Source organism: Pectobacterium sp. IFB5596, from assembly GCF_021432585.1.
Lineage (GTDB): Bacteria > Pseudomonadota > Gammaproteobacteria > Enterobacterales > Enterobacteriaceae > Pectobacterium > Pectobacterium punjabense.
In genome coordinates this window covers 724,237-742,348 of record NZ_LXFY01000001.1, presented here as the reverse complement: position 1 = coordinate 742,348, position 18,112 = coordinate 724,237, and the positions used below count along the sequence as shown (strand labels likewise).

The 18,112-nt window shown below is 53.3% G+C and carries 20 protein-coding genes; 14 read left to right on the top strand and 6 right to left on the bottom strand.

Going from position 1 to position 18,112, the window contains the following annotated elements:
* The first annotated feature begins 56 nt into the window (after window positions 1–56).
* The 5 genes from lolC (at window position 57) to cobB (ending at window position 5,041) form a co-directional block, all read left to right on the top strand.
* Window positions 57–1,259 carry a lipoprotein-releasing ABC transporter permease subunit LolC gene (lolC, locus tag A6301_RS03530; protein WP_234257110.1) on the top strand — a complete coding sequence of 401 codons (1,203 nt, stop codon included), beginning with the start codon at window positions 57–59 and terminating at the stop codon, window positions 1,257–1,259.
* A complete protein-coding gene (gene lolD, locus A6301_RS03525; RefSeq protein WP_205542776.1) occupies window positions 1,252–1,959 on the top strand; it encodes a lipoprotein-releasing ABC transporter ATP-binding protein LolD in 708 nt (235 codons plus the stop codon). Before lolC ends, lolD begins: the two co-directional genes overlap by 8 nt.
* Window positions 1,956–3,203: a lipoprotein-releasing ABC transporter permease subunit LolE gene (gene lolE, locus A6301_RS03520; protein ID WP_107167678.1), complete on the top strand. Its 1,248-nt coding sequence runs from the start codon at window positions 1,956–1,958 to the stop codon at window positions 3,201–3,203. The genes lolD and lolE overlap by 4 nt, the downstream gene beginning before the upstream one ends.
* A gap of 84 nt (window positions 3,204–3,287) precedes the next feature.
* The gene (gene nagK / locus A6301_RS03515) at window positions 3,288–4,199 is read left to right on the top strand and encodes an N-acetylglucosamine kinase (protein WP_107167677.1); all 912 of its coding nucleotides are present in this window, start codon (window positions 3,288–3,290) and stop codon (window positions 4,197–4,199) included.
* A gap of 11 nt (window positions 4,200–4,210) precedes the next feature.
* On the top strand, window positions 4,211–5,041 hold the full coding sequence (cobB, locus tag A6301_RS03510) for a Sir2 family NAD+-dependent deacetylase (RefSeq protein WP_234257109.1): 831 nt from the start codon (window positions 4,211–4,213) through the stop codon (window positions 5,039–5,041).
* A gap of 22 nt (window positions 5,042–5,063) precedes the next feature.
* On the opposite strand, the gene A6301_RS03505 is transcribed toward cobB, so the two are convergent.
* The gene (locus A6301_RS03505) at window positions 5,064–5,300 is read right to left on the bottom strand and encodes a hypothetical protein (protein ID WP_107167675.1); all 237 of its coding nucleotides are present in this window, start codon (window positions 5,298–5,300) and stop codon (window positions 5,064–5,066) included.
* 186 nt (window positions 5,301–5,486) lie between these two features.
* Window positions 5,487–6,203, bottom strand: a complete 717-nt coding sequence (locus A6301_RS03500) for a Crp/Fnr family transcriptional regulator (protein ID WP_234257108.1) — start codon at window positions 6,201–6,203, stop codon at window positions 5,487–5,489.
* A 116-nt stretch (window positions 6,204–6,319) separates the two neighbouring features.
* Between A6301_RS03500 and A6301_RS03495 the strand changes: the two genes are divergently transcribed.
* From A6301_RS03495 to A6301_RS03455, 9 genes are all read left to right on the top strand, one after another.
* Window positions 6,320–6,661, top strand: coding sequence for a cupin domain-containing protein (locus tag A6301_RS03495; RefSeq protein ID WP_137741598.1), 342 nt, complete (start codon window positions 6,320–6,322; stop codon window positions 6,659–6,661).
* A 38-nt stretch (window positions 6,662–6,699) separates the two neighbouring features.
* On the top strand, window positions 6,700–7,464 hold the full coding sequence (locus tag A6301_RS03490; protein WP_234257107.1) for a class I SAM-dependent methyltransferase: 765 nt from the start codon (window positions 6,700–6,702) through the stop codon (window positions 7,462–7,464).
* 158 nt (window positions 7,465–7,622) lie between these two features.
* Window positions 7,623–8,660 carry a vitamin B12 ABC transporter permease BtuC gene (gene btuC / locus A6301_RS03485; protein ID WP_234257106.1) on the top strand — a complete coding sequence of 346 codons (1,038 nt, stop codon included), beginning with the start codon at window positions 7,623–7,625 and terminating at the stop codon, window positions 8,658–8,660.
* A gap of 66 nt (window positions 8,661–8,726) precedes the next feature.
* A complete protein-coding gene (locus A6301_RS03480) occupies window positions 8,727–9,278 on the top strand; it encodes a glutathione peroxidase (RefSeq protein ID WP_107167670.1) in 552 nt (183 codons plus the stop codon).
* Complete coding sequence (btuD, locus tag A6301_RS03475) at window positions 9,279–10,055, top strand: vitamin B12 ABC transporter ATP-binding protein BtuD (RefSeq protein WP_107167669.1); 777 nt, start codon at window positions 9,279–9,281, stop codon at window positions 10,053–10,055.
* Between the two features lie 149 nt (window positions 10,056–10,204).
* Window positions 10,205–10,699 (top strand): NlpC/P60 family protein, encoded by a 495-nt coding sequence (locus A6301_RS03470; RefSeq protein ID WP_107167668.1) that lies wholly within the window; start codon window positions 10,205–10,207, stop codon window positions 10,697–10,699.
* A 42-nt stretch (window positions 10,700–10,741) separates the two neighbouring features.
* Complete coding sequence (locus A6301_RS03465) at window positions 10,742–11,758, top strand: lipoate--protein ligase A (RefSeq protein WP_234257105.1); 1,017 nt, start codon at window positions 10,742–10,744, stop codon at window positions 11,756–11,758.
* A 136-nt stretch (window positions 11,759–11,894) separates the two neighbouring features.
* Window positions 11,895–12,620, top strand: coding sequence for an EAL domain-containing protein (locus A6301_RS03460; protein ID WP_168444504.1), 726 nt, complete (start codon window positions 11,895–11,897; stop codon window positions 12,618–12,620).
* Window positions 12,621–12,806: 186 nt separating this feature from the next.
* On the top strand, window positions 12,807–14,258 hold the full coding sequence (locus A6301_RS03455; RefSeq protein WP_107167665.1) for a YdiU family protein: 1,452 nt from the start codon (window positions 12,807–12,809) through the stop codon (window positions 14,256–14,258).
* 20 nt (window positions 14,259–14,278) lie between these two features.
* Here A6301_RS03455 and A6301_RS03450 read toward each other — a convergent pair whose 3' ends face one another.
* From A6301_RS03450 to A6301_RS03435, 4 genes are read right to left on the bottom strand one after another with little or no spacing between them, the layout of a single operon-like run.
* A complete protein-coding gene (locus A6301_RS03450; RefSeq protein WP_137741589.1) occupies window positions 14,279–15,076 on the bottom strand; it encodes a heme ABC transporter ATP-binding protein in 798 nt (265 codons plus the stop codon).
* Window positions 15,069–16,073 (bottom strand): iron ABC transporter permease, encoded by a 1,005-nt coding sequence (locus A6301_RS03445; protein ID WP_107167663.1) that lies wholly within the window; start codon window positions 16,071–16,073, stop codon window positions 15,069–15,071. The genes A6301_RS03450 and A6301_RS03445 overlap by 8 nt, the downstream gene beginning before the upstream one ends.
* Window positions 16,070–16,888, bottom strand: coding sequence for a hemin ABC transporter substrate-binding protein (locus A6301_RS03440; RefSeq protein ID WP_107167662.1), 819 nt, complete (start codon window positions 16,886–16,888; stop codon window positions 16,070–16,072). Before A6301_RS03440 ends, A6301_RS03445 begins: the two co-directional genes overlap by 4 nt.
* Window positions 16,885–17,937 (bottom strand): hemin-degrading factor, encoded by a 1,053-nt coding sequence (locus A6301_RS03435; protein ID WP_234257104.1) that lies wholly within the window; start codon window positions 17,935–17,937, stop codon window positions 16,885–16,887. Before A6301_RS03435 ends, A6301_RS03440 begins: the two co-directional genes overlap by 4 nt.
* Window positions 17,938–18,112: the final 175 nt, after the last annotated feature.

Here is an 18,112-nt window from a genome sequence, read left to right as displayed (position 1 = left end):
CTACCCTTTATTATCCTTGATCACTTTGCTTTGGCAACCTTATCCAGACGGATTTCATGTATCAACCTGTCGCTTTATTTATTGGCCTACGCTACATGCGCGGGCGTGCATCAGACCGCTTCGGGCGGTTTGTCTCCTGGTTATCTGCTATTGGCATCACGCTTGGCGTAATGGCGCTGGTCACCGTGCTTTCCGTCATGAATGGCTTCGAGCGCGAGCTGGAAGGCAATATTCTCGGCGTGATGCCCCAAGCGGTGATCTCTACGCCACAAGGTTCGCTGAACCCCGCGTTGATGCCTGCTTCCTCTTTAGACTCGCTGGAAGGCGTGACGCGTGTCGCGCCGCTGACGACGGGCGATGTGGTGCTGCAAAGCGCCCGCAGCGTCGCGGTCGGCGTGATGTTAGGGATTGATCCTGACGAGAAAGAACCGCTATCGCGCTATTTGGTCAACGTCAAACAGCAGCAGCTTCAGCCGGGTCAATATCAAGCCATCTTGGGTGAGAAACTGGCCGAGCAACTGGGCGTGAAAACGGGCGATCAGATGCGCATGATGGTAACCAGCGCCAGCCAACTGACGCCGATGGGGCGTATTCCCAGCCAGCGTATTTTCACCGTTGCCGGAACCTTTGCTGCCAACAGCGAAGTGGATAGCTACCAACTATTGGTGAATCAGCAGGATGCCTCACGGCTGATGCGTTATCCGGCGAACCAGATTACCGGCTGGCGTTTGTGGCTGGAAAAGCCGCTGTCGGTCGATTCGCTGAGTACGCAAACGCTGCCGGAAGGCATGGTCTGGAAAGACTGGCGCGAGCGTAAAGGTGAGCTGTTTCAGGCGGTGCGCATGGAGAAAAACATGATGGGGCTGTTACTCAGCCTGATCGTAGCGGTTGCCGCGTTCAATATTATTACCTCACTGGGTTTGCTGGTGATGGAAAAACAGGGTGAAGTCGCCATTCTGCAAACGCAGGGGCTGACTCAACGTCAGGTGATGGCGGTATTTATGGTGCAGGGAGGCAGCGCGGGTATTGTTGGTGCGCTGTTAGGGGCATTGCTGGGAGCGCTACTGGCCAGCCAACTGAATACGCTGATGCCCGTGCTGGGCGTATTGCTGGATGGCGCCGCGTTGCCAGTGGATATTGATCCCATGCAGGTGGTGACGATTGCCATTTCCGCGATGGTGATTGCCCTCTTATCGACACTTTACCCATCATGGCGTGCTGCCACCGTTCAACCCGCTGAGGCTTTACGTTATGAGTGATTTATCATTATTGCAGTGTACTAACCTGTCCAAGCGTTATCAGGACGGCAAGCTCTCTACCGATGTGCTGCGCGATGTCTCTTTTGAGATGAGCAGTGGCGAGATGATGGCGATAGTCGGGAGTTCAGGTTCAGGCAAGAGTACGCTGCTGCATATGTTGGGCGGATTAGATACGCCAACGTCAGGTGAGGTTATCTTCAAAGGCCAACCGCTGAGCACGCTTTCAGCGGCGGCAAAAGCAGACTTGCGTAATCGCGAACTGGGTTTTATTTATCAATTTCACCACCTGCTGCCAGATTTTACCGCGTTGGAAAATGTGGCGATGCCGCTGCTGATTGGCAAAGTACCCACGTCACAGGCGCAGGATAAAGCACGCGAAATGCTGGCCGCTGTTGGGCTGGAATCGCGTAGCCACCACCGTTCGTCGGAACTGTCCGGCGGTGAGCGACAGCGTGTCGCTATTGCCAGAGCGTTGGTCAACAGCCCATCGCTGGTGCTGGCAGATGAACCGACCGGTAATCTCGATCAACGTACGGCTGACACCATTTTCGAACTACTGGGAGAACTGAACGTTCGTCAAGGCACCGCCTTTCTGGTGGTGACACATGACCTGCAACTGGCTGGTCGACTGAACCGCCAACTGGAAATGCGCGACGGTCAATTGCAGCAGGAATTGACTCTGATGGGAGCGCGTCAATGACCTTTCCTCCGCTCTCGTTGCTGATTGGTCTGCGATTTAGCCGTGGCCGTCGGCGTGGCGGCATGGTTTCGCTGATCTCTGTGATTTCAACGCTGGGTATCGCCCTCGGCGTAGCGGTGTTGATTCTCGGCCTAAGTGCGATGAATGGGTTTGAGCGTGAACTGAATAATCGCATTCTTGCGGTGGTGCCACATGGCGAGATCGAGCCCGTTAATCAGCCTTTTGATGATTGGCAGGACATCCTGCCTACCATCGAACAGGTGCCCGGCGTTGCCGCCGCTGCGCCTTATATCAATTTCACCGGGCTGCTGGAGAATGGCGCTAAACTTCAGGCTATTCAGGTAAAAGGCGTTGATCCGCAGCAAGAAACACGCCTCAGCGCGTTGCCCAACTATGTTCTCAATGATGCCTGGCAGCGGTTTCGCCCAGGTGAAGAGCAGGTCATTATCGGCCAAGGCGTGGCGAAAACGCTGAACGTTGTTGAAGGGGACTGGGTCACGGTGATGATCCCGAACAGTGACCCGGAAATGAAGCTGATGCAGCCTAAACGCATCCGGCTGCACGTCAGCGGTATTCTGCAACTGAGCGGCCAGCTCGATCACGGCTTAGCGCTGATTCCGCTTGCGGATGCCCAGCAGTATCTGGATATGGGGCAGAGCGTGACGGGGATCGCCATCAAGGCCAACGACGTGTTCTCTGCCAATAAACTGGTGCGCGAGGCAGGCAAAGCCTCGAATCTCTATGTCCATATTCGCAGTTGGATTGGCACCTATGGTTATATGTATCGGGATATTCAGATGGTGAGAACCATCATGTATCTGGCGATGATCCTGGTGATCGGCGTGGCCTGTTTTAATATTGTTTCAACGCTGGTGATGGCGGTGAAAGATAAAAGCAGCGATATCGCGGTTCTGCGTACGCTGGGTGCACCCGATGGGCTGATTCGGGCTATCTTTATTTGGTACGGGCTATTGGCCGGGCTGTTGGGCAGTGTGATAGGGGCTGTGGTCGGCGTGATCGCCACCTTGCAATTGACGCCGATTATTCGCGGTATTGAAGCACTCATCGGCCATAAGCTGCTGTCCGGCGACATCTATTTTATTGATTTCCTGCCGTCGGAATTACATCTGATGGATGTGTTTATCGTGTTGGGTACATCGCTGGTGCTGAGCTTGATTGCCAGCTGGTATCCGGCGCGACGCGCCAGCCGTATTGATCCAGCCCGCGTGTTGAGCGGACAGTAAGACAAGCCAACGCACATGCGGCTTGAGAGATGACGGGGATATTCCCTATCGTGTGGCAAGGTGTTCACACCCTAAGGAGCAGTCATGTACTACGGTTTTGACATGGGCGGCACGAAAATTGAGCTGGGCGTGTTCGACGCGACGTTGAATAAGGTGTGGCAAAAGCGGGTACCGACCCCGCGCACGCATTACGATGAACTGCTCACTACGCTGGTCGATCTAGTGCATGAAGCCGATGCACAGGTTGGCATGCAGGGGAGCGTGGGTATCGGCGTACCGGGTATCCAGAATGAGAGCGGGGCGTTATTCACCGCCAACCTGCCTGCGACGATGGGAAAACCGCTACGTATTGACTTGTCACAGCGCTTGCAGCGCGACGTTCGCGTTAGCAACGACGCCAACTGTTTTGTGCTGTCTGAAGCCTGGGACGCAGAATTCCGTTCCTATCCCGTCGTATTAGGGGTGATTTTAGGTACGGGATTGGGCGGTGGTCTGGTGATTAACGGGCGTCCGGTAGACGGGCGCAACGGTATTGCGGGTGAATTCGGTCATCTCCGCCTGCCGTCCGATGCGTTGGATATCATCGGCGTAGATATTCCCCGCGTGAAATGCGGCTGTGGGCAATCAGGCTGTATCGAGAACTATATTTCCGGTCGCGGTTTTGAATGGCTATATGAACATCTTTATGGTGAACCTCTACCCGCTGTCACTATCATCCGACACTATCGTGGCGGAGAAGAAAAAGCGCTGGAGTTTGTCGACCGTTTTATGGATTTGCTGGCGGCCTGCCTGGGCAATCTCCTGACTCTGTTCGATCCGCATTTGTTGGTATTGGGCGGTGGTTTGTCGAATTTTGACGAAATTTATCAAATTTTGCCGATGCGTCTTCCGGCGCGACTTTTACCGATTGCGAAACTGCCACGTATAGAGAAAGCGCGCCATGGCGATGCGGGCGGCGTACGTGGCGCGGCATTGCTACACTTAATGGATAACTAGCTGGAGTAAGTATGTATACGCGTCAACGATTAGGGCGTTTTCACAAGGGAAAGCGTATGCGGCAACAGCGTCTTCGGGCGCGTATTTTCCATCGTGATTATCTGGCAGCAAGCGAAGTAAAAAAGCCGCGCGTTGTGGTACTGACGGGCGCAGGCATTTCGGCAGAATCTGGCATTCGTACCTTTCGCGCAGCTGATGGCCTGTGGGAAGAACACCGCGTTGAGGATGTCGCGACGCCTGAAGGCTTTCAGCGTAATCCCGAACTGGTGCAGGCGTTTTATAACGCCCGTCGTCGTCAGCTACAGCAGCCGGAAATTGTGCCGAATGCCGCGCATCTGGCGTTGGCGAATCTGGAGGCGATGTTGGAAGACAATTTCCAACTGATCACACAGAACATCGATAACCTGCATGAGCGTGCTGGTAGCCAGCGCGTCATCCATATGCACGGTGAACTACTGAAAATACGCTGTAGCCAAAGTGGACAGATTTTTGAGTGGACGGACGATCTCGCCGTCGGCGAACGCTGCCACTGCTGTCAATTTCCTGCCCTGTTACGTCCACATGTGGTGTGGTTTGGTGAAATGCCGCTGTACATGGACAAAATTTACCAGGCGCTGGCGCAGGCAGACTATTTTATTGCGATTGGTACGTCGGGGCACGTCTATCCCGCCGCGGGTTTTGTCCATGAGGCCCATTCGCACGGTGCCTATACGCTGGAGTTGAATCTGGAGCCTAGTCAGGTAGAAAGCCAGTTTGATGAAAAAATTTACGGCCTCGCGAGCACCGTAGTGCCCGAATTCGTCGGTGCCTGGCTGACGCGTGGTCAAAGCATCAAGTTTTAACCGTCAGCAAAACGTGAAAACGTCATGAATGGTATGAGGATGACGTTTTCTCTTGCCGATCGTTGCCGCAGCAGCATTCGTCAAGTTGATCGAAAGGCAACATGGCCGTGTGGTTAAAGAAACAATATTCGCTTTCGCTACAGCGAGCATGCGCAGCGGTTTCTGTCGGTGAGACCGTCTGCGGATGCGGCAGCTTTTGGCTGTTATTGCGTGACAATATTCCATGATGTGACAGTGTTCGTCGGAAAAAGCCTAGCATAGCGTTACCTCACGGCGTCTTATAAAGACAAATATGTTAATGAGAGTCATTCTCATCAATGTAAGCTAAGCGTAGTCGATAATCCGATGGGGTGGGAATGACAATTGTCAAAATACATATCCAAAATTGTTCTATAGCACCGCTATGCTTCCTCTTACAAAGCCTTAGCACCACCGGTTATCCCCGTCAGAATGTCCGTCTGGCCTCGGCAGCCAGCTCTTTCAGATAATTCAGATCGCACAATTCCACCTGATGGCCTCGATAGGTGATGTGGCCTTGCCGCTTCCAGTCGGACATCAATCGACTCAATGTTTCACCGCGCATCCCCAATGACGTAGCGAGTTGCCCACGGCTCACGGGTAATATCAGATGCTGAGTTTGTTGAATGTGATGCTGCCGCAGCAGGTAATCTGCCAGACGCTGTGGCGCGGAGCTGGAGGTCAGCCAGTCGATTTGGTTGATCGTTGAGTAGAGCTTTTTGCCCAGATAATTCAGCAAACGCAGCGCCAATTCCGGGCGTTGCAGACAAAACTGGTGAATATCCTGCCGTGGAATCATCAGCGTGTGGCCATCGCTCAGCGCACGAATGTTCATCGGGAAGCGGCCGTGATCCATAAAGACGGCAGCAATAGCGACAAACTCACCGCGTTCAAACTGCCCGAAAATTTTCTCATCACCGCCATAGGTATGGCGGAAAGCCTGCAATTTCCCTGCTTCAACCAGCAAACAGTGCTGCATTTTGTCGCCTTCGCGAAACAGAACATCGTCCTGCCGGAAAAACAGGCGTTCGCTTTTTGCCAATAGTTCACACACCACGTCGCTGGGTTCGCCACGCATCCAGTCATGCTGAAACAGCACGTCGCCGTATTCGTCGGACGATAGCGCCTTTTTGACAAATGTCATTTGCCCTCCCAGAGGCGGGTATTACCATTAAGCTAGTAAATGAAAATAATAATCACTTGCATGAATTCAGCAAGCAAAATCACGGCACGCTGAATCGAAAATAGCGGAGCGTTTCCATGAAAGACAATACCCTTCCGGCGGCACAGGCGCTGGTTCTCCATGAATTAATTACCCCAACCGAACACGGTATTGCCAGCCGCGTGTTGGCCCGTACCGACGGCGGCAACGTTACGCTGTTTGCCTTCGATCAGGGGCAGGGGTTGAGCGAACACAGTGCGCCTTATGATGCACTGGTTATGGTACTTGAAGGTGAATTATTGCTGACGATCGGGGGTGAACCTGTTATCGCACAGCCCGGCACGCTGGTACGTATGCCCGCGAATATCCCTCATGCCGTTGATGCGCAGCAGTCGTCACGTATGTTACTGACCATGTTGAAGACGCTGAAAACGCAGTAAATAGCGAACGCGATAACACAGAATTAAGGAGTGACAGTATGAGCGATCATGAAGCAGGACATAAATTCTTAGCTCGATTGGGGAAAAAACGTCTGCGCCCCGGCGGCAGAAAGGCAACCGAGTGGCTACTCAGTCAGGCGGGATTCCGGCAGGACAGCGTGGTGCTGGAAGTGGCTTGCAATATGGGCACCACGGCGATGGAAATCGCGCGTCGTTTTGGCTGTCAGGTCATCGGTGCGGATATGGATAAAGCCGCGCTAGAAAAGGCGCAGGAAAACGTTGTGGCGAACGGTCTGGCCTCGCAGGTCACGATTATGCAGGCGAATGCGCTGGAACTGCCGTTTCCCGATAACCACTTTGACGTCGTGATTAATGAAGCCATGTTGACGATGTATGCTGACAAGGCCAAAAGCCGCATTATTGCCGAATATTATCGTGTGCTGAAACCGGGCGGTCGTCTGATTACCCACGATATCATGCTGCTTTCCGAGAAAGATACCGGGGCATTGCAGGCAGTGGAACAGATGCATAAAGCGATTAACGTACATGCACAGCCGATGCTGCGTGAACGCTGGGTTACGCTGTTTCAAGAATGTGGTTTTAGCAAGGTTAACTATGATAACGGCGCGATGACGCTGCTGACGCCACAAGGGCTGATTTATGATGAAGGCTTAGCGGGTGCGGCGCGTATCGTAAAAAATGCGCTGAAAAAAGAAAACCGCAGCATGTTCTTCAACATGTTTCATACCTTCCGCCGCAATCGGAACCAGCTCAACTATATTGCGGTATGCAGTACCAAGTAATGGTCATCTCCATTTTGATTGCGGAGCGGTAGCAAGGAAAAAGCGTGTAAGGTCAGCGAAATCGTTTAACATACGTGACAACGTTTAGAGATGCCCCGAGCGCTTAAACCTCGGCAGGTCATTCTCTTATTACGCTGGATTCCTTGTTACGGTGAACAATGCAGCCATTACCGCCGGGTGATATCTCGCGAAAGCACGCGACGCCGTTACCTCATTACAGCCAGTTAAAACAACAGCAGTGCAGACGCGATCGTCGGAGTCTGGCATTGCTGTTGGTGTTTCTCGCACTCACGCTGGTTGTAAGCCTGTGCGCCGGGGAACGTTGGATTTGGCCGACAGCCTGGCTGGATGACGCTCAGCAGCTCTTTGTCTGGCAACTGCGGTTACCCAGAACGCTGGCTGTCATGCTCGTGGGTGCCAGTTTGGCGATGTCAGGCACTGTCATGCAGGCCGTCTTTGATAATCCGCTGGCTGAACCGGGACTGCTGGGGGTTGCAAACGGCGCTGGTGTAGCTTTGGTGTTGACGGTGCTGCTGGGGCAGGGACTGCTACCTGTCTGGGCGTTAAGTTTGAGCGCCATCGCTGGTGCGTTGTTGATCACCTTTCTGTTACTTCATTTTGCCCGCCGTCATATTTCCAATACCCGTTTATTACTCATCGGCATTGCGCTTGGGATTATCTGTAGCGCGGTGATGACCTGGGCGGTCTATTTTAGTACCAGTCTCGATTTACGCCAGCTGATGTACTGGATGATGGGCGGCTTCAGCGGCATTGACTGGCGGCACGGCTGGCTGATGTTGACGCTATTGCCGCTGCTCTTGTGGTTAAGTCGTCAGGGAACGGTACTGAACGGGTTGACGCTGGGTGAAATTCAGGCGCGTCAGTTAGGCATTCCGGTCTATCGCTGGCGGACGATTCTTGTGCTGGTCATGGGCGTACAGGTTGGTTTGAGCGTCGCGCTGGCCGGTATCATTGCGTTTATTGGCTTGGTGATCCCGCATATGCTGCGACTGTGTGGACTGACCGATCAGCGTTATTTATTGACCGGATGTGCGTTAGCCGGTGGTGGTGTTCTGCTGCTGGCGGATACGGTCGCGCGCGTTGCGTTGCGTTCAGCCGAGTTGCCGATAGGCGTGGTTACCGCTACGCTGGGGTCGCCATGGTTTATCTGGCTGTTATTACGTAATCGACTGTAGCGATACGTCTTGTGTTACCCATGCTTGTTTTATCAACGCGGTTTTATTACTGGAGGGAGCAAAACGATGAGCACTGAAATCTATGCTATTTCGCTGACCACTATCGACGGGAAAGCGACAACGTTCGAAGCGTTTAAAGGGCAGGTTGCTTTAGTCGTCAACGTCGCCTCTCAATGCGGCCTGACTAAACAATATGACGCATTGGAAAAACTCTACGAAACCTATCGTGACAAAGGTTTAGTCGTGCTGGGATTCCCCTCCAATGAATTTGCGGGGCAAGAGCCGGGTTCGGAAGCAGAGATTCAGGAATTCTGCCGTGGAACGTTTGGCGTTCAGTTCCCGATGTTCAGCAAAATTGAAGTGAACGGTGAGAACCGCCACCCGCTATACCAACAGTTGATTCGTCAGCAGCCGGAAGCCAACGGCACCTGGAAAAGTGACTTTTTTGCCCGCTTGGTCAATAAAGGCCGTAAACCCAAGAACCCGGAAGATATCCTGTGGAACTTCGAGAAATTTCTGGTGGATCGCGAAGGGCGTGTGATTGAGCGTTTTGCGCCGGATATGTCGCCTGACCATGACACCATCGTGAACGCGATCGAAGCGGCATTGGCAAAATAATTGATCCAGCAGATATCACCCGTATTGCAGTTGCGGCAGGCTAGCGTCTTGCCGCGTTTGTCGCCAACGACTGCGGAATGTCATCGCGGTGAACTGCTGCACATCATCGGCCCGAACGGTGCAGGAAAGAGTACCTTGTTGGCAAGAGCGGCGGGTTTGCTGGCAGGAGAAGGTGACGTGTTGCTGGCTGGTACGCCGCTGTCGCAGTATACGGCAGCGGATTTAGCCATGCGGCGCGCCTATCTGGCGCAGCAGCAACCGCCGCTGGCGCTGATGCCGGTATTTCAATATTGGCAACGACATCAACCACCGCTGGCGCAGGAATACGCGGTTGAACAGGTGGTGCACTCTCTGGCGGAACGCCTGATGCTAACTGACAAGCTGGCGCGTCCGCTCACGCAGCTATCGGGCGGTGAGTGGCAGCGCGTTCGGCTGGTGGCCGCGCTATTGCAAATTTGGCCGACGATCAATCCGCACGCACGTTTGCTGCTGCTGGATGAACCGACCAACAGTCTGGATGTGGCGCAGCAGGTGGCATTGGACTCGTTACTGAGCGAACTCTGTCGTTTGGGAATTGCCGTCGTGGTTTGCGCACACGATCTCAACCACAGCGCCCACCATGCGGATCGCGTCTGGCTGTTGTCAGCAGGCGTTTTGGTGGCACAGGGCGAAACGGCGAATGTCATGCTGCCGGAAGTGTTGTCTCCTGTATTCGGTGTCGCGTTTCAGCGGCACGTGGTCGATGGCCGAAACTGGATTATCACCCGCAGCGCCTGACTGCTGCCGTCAGAGAATCTGTGTCGCCAGAAAATAGGAAAAATCACCTTTACTTGCCAGCCACCCTGATTAAACGCTAAATTAATCCAATACCTAGCATTTTCAGACGCTAGAGGTTTATGGCCTCGGCGGTTTTATGGTAATCGCGCATGATACCTTTACGATCAGGTTTGACTCTACGATATGCTTTGCTCCTCGCCAGCCTGATTTTGGTTGGCTGTAGCAGTAGTCGGCATAATAATCCGCCGCCGAATGCGCGTCTGAGTGATTCGATCATGGTGATGGTGCAGCTAAACGATCAACTGGGGCAATGGTATAGAACGCCTTATCGCTATGGCGGTCTGGATCGTAACGGCGTCGATTGTTCTGGTTTCGTCTATCTGACGTTTCGCGATAAGTTTGGTATGCAACTGCCGCGCACGACGGAAGAGCAAACCGAGCTGGGTGAGCGCATTGACCGTGATAATTTGCTGCCGGGCGATTTGGTCTTTTTCAAAACGGGCAGCGGCAGCAGCGGGCTGCACGTCGGCATTTATGACAAAGACGACCAGTTTATTCACGCTTCCACCAGCCAAGGCGTCATCCGCTCGTCGCTGGATAACGTATATTGGAAACGGGCTTACTGGCAGGCTCGCCGCATCTGATTTCCCCCTTTTATTTAGCATATTTACAGCACGGAGCTGCTTATGTCCTCTCTGCGTTTATTGATCTCCGACTCTTACGATCCTTGGTTTAATCTGGCCGTTGAGGAGTGCATCTTTCGTCAGATGCCCACCACGCAGCGGGTGCTGTTTTTGTGGAGGAATGCGGAGACGGTGGTGATTGGCCGCGCCCAGAACCCGTGGAAAGAGTGCAATACCCGACGGATGGAAGAGGATGGCATCAAGCTGGCACGGCGCAGCAGCGGCGGCGGGGCGGTTTTTCACGATCTCGGCAATACCTGCTTTACCTTTATGGCCGGTAAACCGGAATACGATAAAAGCGTATCAACGCAGATTGTGCTGGATGCACTCAGCTCGCTTGGGTTAAAAGCCAGTGCGTCTGGGCGTAACGATCTGGTGGTAGAAACGGCTGATGGCGTGCGTAAGGTCTCCGGCTCCGCCTATCGTGAAACTAAAGATCGTGGTTTTCATCACGGTACGCTACTGCTGAACGCGGATCTCAATCGTTTAGCAGATTATTTGAACCCGGATAGTAAAAAACTACAGGCGAAAGGAATTACGTCCGTGCGTTCCCGCGTCGCTAATCTGGTGGAATTACTGCCTTCTGTCGATCATCCGGTGATTTGCCAAGCCGTGATGCAGGCCTTCTTTGATTATTTTGGCGAACAGTGCGAACCAGAAATTATCTCGCCTTCTGCTCACCCAGATTTACCGGGATTCAGCGAACAATTTGCGCGTCAAAGTAGCTGGGAATGGAATTTCGGTCAGGCACCGGATTTCTCGCATTTACTCGATAACCGCTTTACCTGGGGCGGCGTTGAATTACATTTCGATGTGGAACGCGGCGTGATTGTTCGGGCGCAGATTTATACCGATAGTCTGAATCCGGCGCCATTAGAAGCACTGGCGTCCGCATTACAGGGAACAGCATATCGCCCGGAAGCCTTGGCAGCCGCATGTCAGGCACTGATTACCGCTTTCCCCGAACAGCAAAACGAACTACAGGAACTGGCTGATTGGCTGGCGCAAAGTTTGCGCTAGATCGTGAAGTAACACTCTGAATAAACTGACTACATCATAGAAAAGCGCTTTTCGTGCGGTATGCGAGCAAGCGTGGTGGATTTGGCTATAATAATAACGTAATGTGATTATTATTTATTCTGTGTAGTACAGGATCATGCGCGTCCATCTTGCTGTTGATTACACCAGTGATTATGTTTTTTGGCCGATATTCAGGCTGGATGGAACGCTGTTGGCGGTTGAAATGATCAGCCATTTTAACGGCCTGGCGGGTAAGTTGAGTATGCCCGCCGATATTCTCCTCATGCAGTTAAGTCCGCGGCAACAATATGATTTTGTTCATGAGCAGCTTCTTTTTATCAAAGAAAAATCCGCATGGTTTATCGATAATCACATTCAACTGGTGTTGAAGGTTGGACGCCAGATAACCGAGATGTTAATGAAGTCCGACGTACTGCGTGGCGAGATCAAACACCTCAATTTTGTTTTGCTGGAAATTAATGAGTTTTTTCCGCACCTGTCGCAGGGAAAAGAAAACGCTGCGCTGCTAAACCTGAGTCAATCCGTTCCTTTATGGCTGGATAATTTTGGTTCTGGAAAAGCCACGCTTAAACCGTTGCATGATGGGCTAGTGCGCGGTGTGAAGCTGGATCGTCAGTTTATCGGGCAGCTTTTATCGCGACCGACGAATACGCTGATGATGGAGCCGTTATTACGGACGATTAAAAACAGCTATTCAGGCATCAGTATTATTGCTAAGGAAATTAATAATGTGGCGATTTTGAATAAAATCGGGCAACTGAATATTGATGCCGTTCAAGGACAGATGTGGCCTGCGGTGCATTTCGAACGGCTTGAGCAGCGCATGTCGCTTATCGGCTAACTCAATAGATTCACCGCGTTTAGGGTGATGGTATTCTCCTGAATACACGTTATGGAAATAATACCCCTGTGTTTCATCCGTGTTAATTTCATTGTCATCCCTCTACACTTTCTGCATACCCGTTAGTCGTTGTGTAGTGAGCGTGTGGCTCTCTTCAGCCGGACAGGGTGGCCTTAGGGAGACAGGATGCAGCAAACACCGTTATTTAAAAATCACTACTTTCATCAACTGCCGGGGTTCTATACCGCGCTACAGCCGACGCCGTTGCAGGGGGCTCGCCTGCTTTATCACAGTGAAGGATTGGCCGCAGAGCTTGGCTTGTCTCCCGACTGGTTTACGCCAGAACAGGATGGCATCTGGAGCGGTGCGCGTTTGCTGCCGGGAATGGAGCCGTTGGCACAGGTCTATAGCGGTCATCAGTTTGGTGTGTGGGCCGGCCAATTGGGTGATGGGCGTGGCATCTTGCTGGGGGAACAACAGCTGGCGGATGGTCGTAGCATGGACTGGCACCTGAAAGGTGCGGGGCTAACGCCGTATTCACGTATGGGCGATGGCCGTGCTGTGTTGCGTTCGGCAATACGCGAGTTTCTGGCCTCGGAAGCGATGCACCATCTGGGGATTCCCACCACGCGGGCGCTGACGATTGTCACCAGCGAACATCCGGTGCAGCGTGAGCAGGAAGAAAAGGGTGCCATGCTGCTGCGCGTGGCGGAAAGCCATGTGCGCTTCGGCCATTTTGAACATTTCTACTATCGCCGTGAGCCGGAAAAGGTGCGCCAGCTGGCGGAATATGTGATTGCCCGTCATTGGCCGCAGTGGGAAAACGACGAACGTCGCTATGAACTGTGGTTTGGCGATGTGGTAGAACGTACCGCACGGTTGATTACGCATTGGCAGGCGGTTGGTTTTTCGCACGGTGTAATGAACACGGACAACATGTCGATTCTGGGGCTGACTATCGACTACGGCCCTTATGGTTTTCTAGATGCTTATCAGCCAGATTTCATTTGCAATCACTCAGACCATCGTGGGCGCTACGCATTTGATAATCAGCCAGCGGTTGGGCTGTGGAATCTGCATCGTCTGGCGCAGGCACTGTCGGGGCTGATGGATACTGATACGCTGGAACGCGCGCTTGCGCGCTATGAACCGGCGCTGATGCAGCACTATGGCACGCTGATGCGCGCCAAATTGGGCTTGTTTACTGCGAGTTCTGAAGATAATGACGTATTGGTCGAGCTGTTGCGTTTGATGCAGCAGGAAGGCAGCGATTACACCCGAACATTCCGATTGCTAGCGGACAGTGAAAAGCAGGCATCGCGTTCGCCGCTTCGTGATGAGTTCATCGACAGAGCCGCGTTCGACAGCTGGTTTGCGACCTATCGCCAGAGATTGATGCAGGAAGAACAGAGCGATGAGGAACGCCGTCGTTTGATGAATGCGACGAACCCGAAATATATTCTGCGTAATTATCTGGCGCAAATGGCGATTGAACGAGCGGAAAGTGATGACATCAGCGTGCTGACACGCTTGCATCAGGCGTTGTGTCGGCCGTTTGATGAACAGCCGAATAACAACGATTTGGCGGCGTTACCGCCAGAATGGGGTAAGCATCTGGAGATATCCTGCTCCAGCTAAGCCAGAGCAGGAGGGGCAGGCTATTGACGCAGATAAACCTGCGGGATGGCGTAGTCAGGATGTGAACCCACGCTAAGATCGGCGCGATACCAGTGCGCCAGCGTTTCTGCCTGTAGTACGTGTGTCGGCGATCCTTGTGCGACCAGCTTGCCTTCGTGCAGCAGCAGGATGCGGTCGGCATACAGCGCCGCCAGATTCAGATCGTGCAGGACACAGCACACGGCGAGCGGCTGTTCACGCGTAAGCTGTTTGAGCAGCCGTAACAGGTGCTGCTGATGGTACAGATCCAGCGCCGAGGTAGGTTCATCGAGAAATAACCAGCCTGGCGTCGGTTCTGGATGCCACAACTGCGCCAGCACACGAGCCAATTGCACCCGCTGCTGCTCTCCGCCAGAAAGATGACGATAGTCGCGAGTTGCCAGCTCCAGGCAGCCCGTTTGTGCCATGACCTGTTGAACCACATCATCATTTTTTGGGTAACGCCCATGAGGAGAACGACCCATTGCGACGACATCCTGCACGCTAAACGCAAACGCCATACCGCTATACTGACGCATCACCGCACGCGTTTTTGCCAGTGCACCGGGCTGCCAGTGCGAAAAAGGTTGCCCGGCTAACAGGCACTCACCTTCATCTGGCGTCAAATAACCCGTCAGTAAACGGAGCAGGGTAGATTTCCCCGCGCCGTTAGGACCGATAATCGCCACGATTTCCCCACAATTCAGTTCCAGAGAAACATCGTCGGTTAGATAGCGTCCGTTGGTCTGAAAGCGCAAATTGTGGGCAGATAAGGTCCGGTCAAGCGCTGAGTCAGTCATTGCCGCGTCCTTTATGCTGAACGATCAGCCATAAGAAATAGGGGCCGCCAATCAGGCTGCTTAATAACCCAACGGGCATTTCTGCCGGAGAAAGTAGCGTACGCGCCAGCGTATCGGCAAACAACAACAGGCAGGCACCGCCGAGGATAGATCCGGGAAGGAGCCAGCGATGGTCGGCACCCAGATGCATGCGCATCAGGTGTGGGATGATAAGCCCGATAAACCCGATTACGCCGCTGACCGCCACTGCCACGCCAACCAGCAGTGAACTCAGCAACAGGAGCGTGTATTTAGTGCGCTTCACGTTAACGCCGAGGTAGTGCGCTTCTTCATCTCCTAACTGCAATAGGTTTAAACGACGTGCGTAGTATAAGGTAGCGATCATCGCAGGAATGACCAACGTGCTGGCGACGAGCAGCATGGGCCACTGCGCTTGTCCGAGACTCCCCATACCCCACAGTGAAAACTGGCGTAACTGCTGATCGGTACTGAGGTAGGTCAATACGCCGATGAGAGCAAGACACAACGCATTGAGCGCGATACCAGCCAGCAATAGCCGCGTTAATCCACCCTGTTCAGAACGGCTGAGGATGAAGATGATGGCAGTAATCGCCAAACTCCCGGCAAAGGCGGCAAACATCGGGCCATAAAGCGCCAACAGCGGAGGCAAACCAAGCGGCAGCACGATGGTCAGCGCTACGCAGAGAGCGGCACCGCTGCTGATCCCCAAAAGGCCGGGGTCGGCGAGCGGATTACGAAACAGCCCTTGCATAATCGCGCCGGAACAGGCCAGCGCCCCGCCGACGAGTATCGCCAGCAGCACGCGGGGAACGCGGATATTCAGCCAAATATGCCAAATCGGATCGTCAAATGGCGTTTGCCAGAGCGTGTTTAGCGACAGGCTTAGCGCGCCCATGTTGGCGGCACCCACCATCAGTGCCACCATCAGCAACAGCAGCGCGATCAACCAAGAGCGCGGATGAAACCGTGACGTCATTTTATCGCTTCAGCTGTCTGACGCAGCGTTGCCATCAGCGCCGGGGTTTCGAGCGTAAAGCCGAGCATCGCCATGTCATCCACGACTAACAAACGCTTGTTTTTACCGGCAGGGGTCAGTTCCAGCCCCGGTAATTTCCAGACCTGTGCGTCGCCGCCCAGCGTTTTCAGCCCCTGACTGGAGATCAGAATCAGATCCGGCGCGCTGGCAATCACGCCTTCCTGCGACAGTGGTTGGTAGCGTTCAACGTTTTGCATGGCATTCTTCAGACCCGCACCTCGGATAATGGTGTCTGGCGGGGTGTTTTTACCCGCGGCCAGCGCAGTCATACCGCCGTGGCTGAGAATGAAGAGCACGTTAACCGGCAGCGGCGACGTTTTTACTGCCGCCAATTTCTGCTGATAGGCTTCCGTCAGTTTTTTACCTTCAGTCTCTTTTCCTAGCGTCTGAGCGATAGCACTGATTTTCTTCGGCACGGCATCCAGAGACGGCTCAGCGGTCACATGCACCACTTTGGTGCCGCTGTCCGCAACCTGCTGTAAAGTAAGCGAGGGCTGAGACAGATCGCTGGCAACAACCAGAGAAGGTTTCATTGCCAAAATACCTTCGGTATTGAGGTGACGCATGTAGCCTACATCAGGCAGTTTCTTCACGGCTTCTGGGTGCAGACTGGTGCTGTCGCGTGCGACTAAATCTTTCTCTGCGCCGAGCGCGTAGATGATTTCCGTGACGTCGCCGCCGATAGAAACGACACGTTCGGCAGCAGACACCCCCAACGGGAGTGTCAATAACAGAGGGAATAACCAGTTTTTCATGCGGCAAGATCCTTACGCGGTTTCAGGGCATCGACCTGGTCGCGCCACTGTTGTTGTTCCGGCGTTCCTTCGGTACGTTGCCCAAAGAGTTGTGCAATTTGAGAGCCGTCTGCGGCATAGAGTTCCAGGCTGGTCACGATACCGTCGACCGTTGGTTTACGCGTGATCCAACTTTCAGCAATCGCGCCTTCGATCAGGTGCAGCGTGAAATCTTTATTAAAGATATTGATCCATTCCGCATGTTGCTCCATGCGCTCTACACGCTCAAGCGTACCCGTGAAGATTTGCACGCAGCCACGGTTACCGACAAATACCATGATTTCGTTCTGATCTTCACGTGCGGCAAACAGAATCTGTGACAGTGCGTCGTTTTCTACACGGTAGGCCAAATCGTCAGCGACCGAGTTAAACGCCTGCTGGCGTGTCAGATTGTAACGCTTGAGCAGGATGAAGAAATCATGTACGTCCGTCATCGCACGCCAGTCTGCTTCAAACTGAGGATTATGGGTAACGGTCTGCTCGGTTGCGGCGTTGTTACTTGCTGGACGAAGTGCTAACGCTGGGTTTTCGCTGCTGGTAAATTTCTCAACGAATAGCTGCCAGGCGGCCATATCGGTGGTGTCGGTCGTATAGACCTTCAGAATGGCATCACCCTGATGATCGAAGAATTGAATGCTCTGGCGTTCACCGCGTGCGGTGTTTTCACGCAGTTCAAAGGCTGAAGCCCATTGAGAAAGGAACAAACGCAGATCCAATTCGCGTGGATTGAGGATAAGACCGGCATGCCCATCCAGCGTCTGGTTTTGATAGTAGCCAGTATGTTCATGCACGGCGTACTCGTTGCGGGTGATCGACTTGGTATTACCAACCTGCTCCAGTGCACTGAGCCACACTTTGGCGTCACCCTGTAGGCGCTGCGCATCGTGTCCAACACGGGCGTGCGTCAGCTCCGCTTCGCTGATGCCGAGTAGCGCAGCCAGATCGCGTGCGTATTTACGCGGATGTTCAACTTTAGCCTGGAGGTATTGTTGGTAAATGGACGTCTGCATCGGGTTCCCTTAATCGTTGTCGTAGAGATTATAGCAATGAATGAGAATCATTTTCATGTAACAAAAACGCAACCTCAAGTGAAGTTTTCTTAATAAGTGGAATAAGGAGAATCGAGAGAGGAATTTAGGCGCTCGCGAGACAGCGGGAACGGTGGCAGGAAAGAAGGAAAACGGC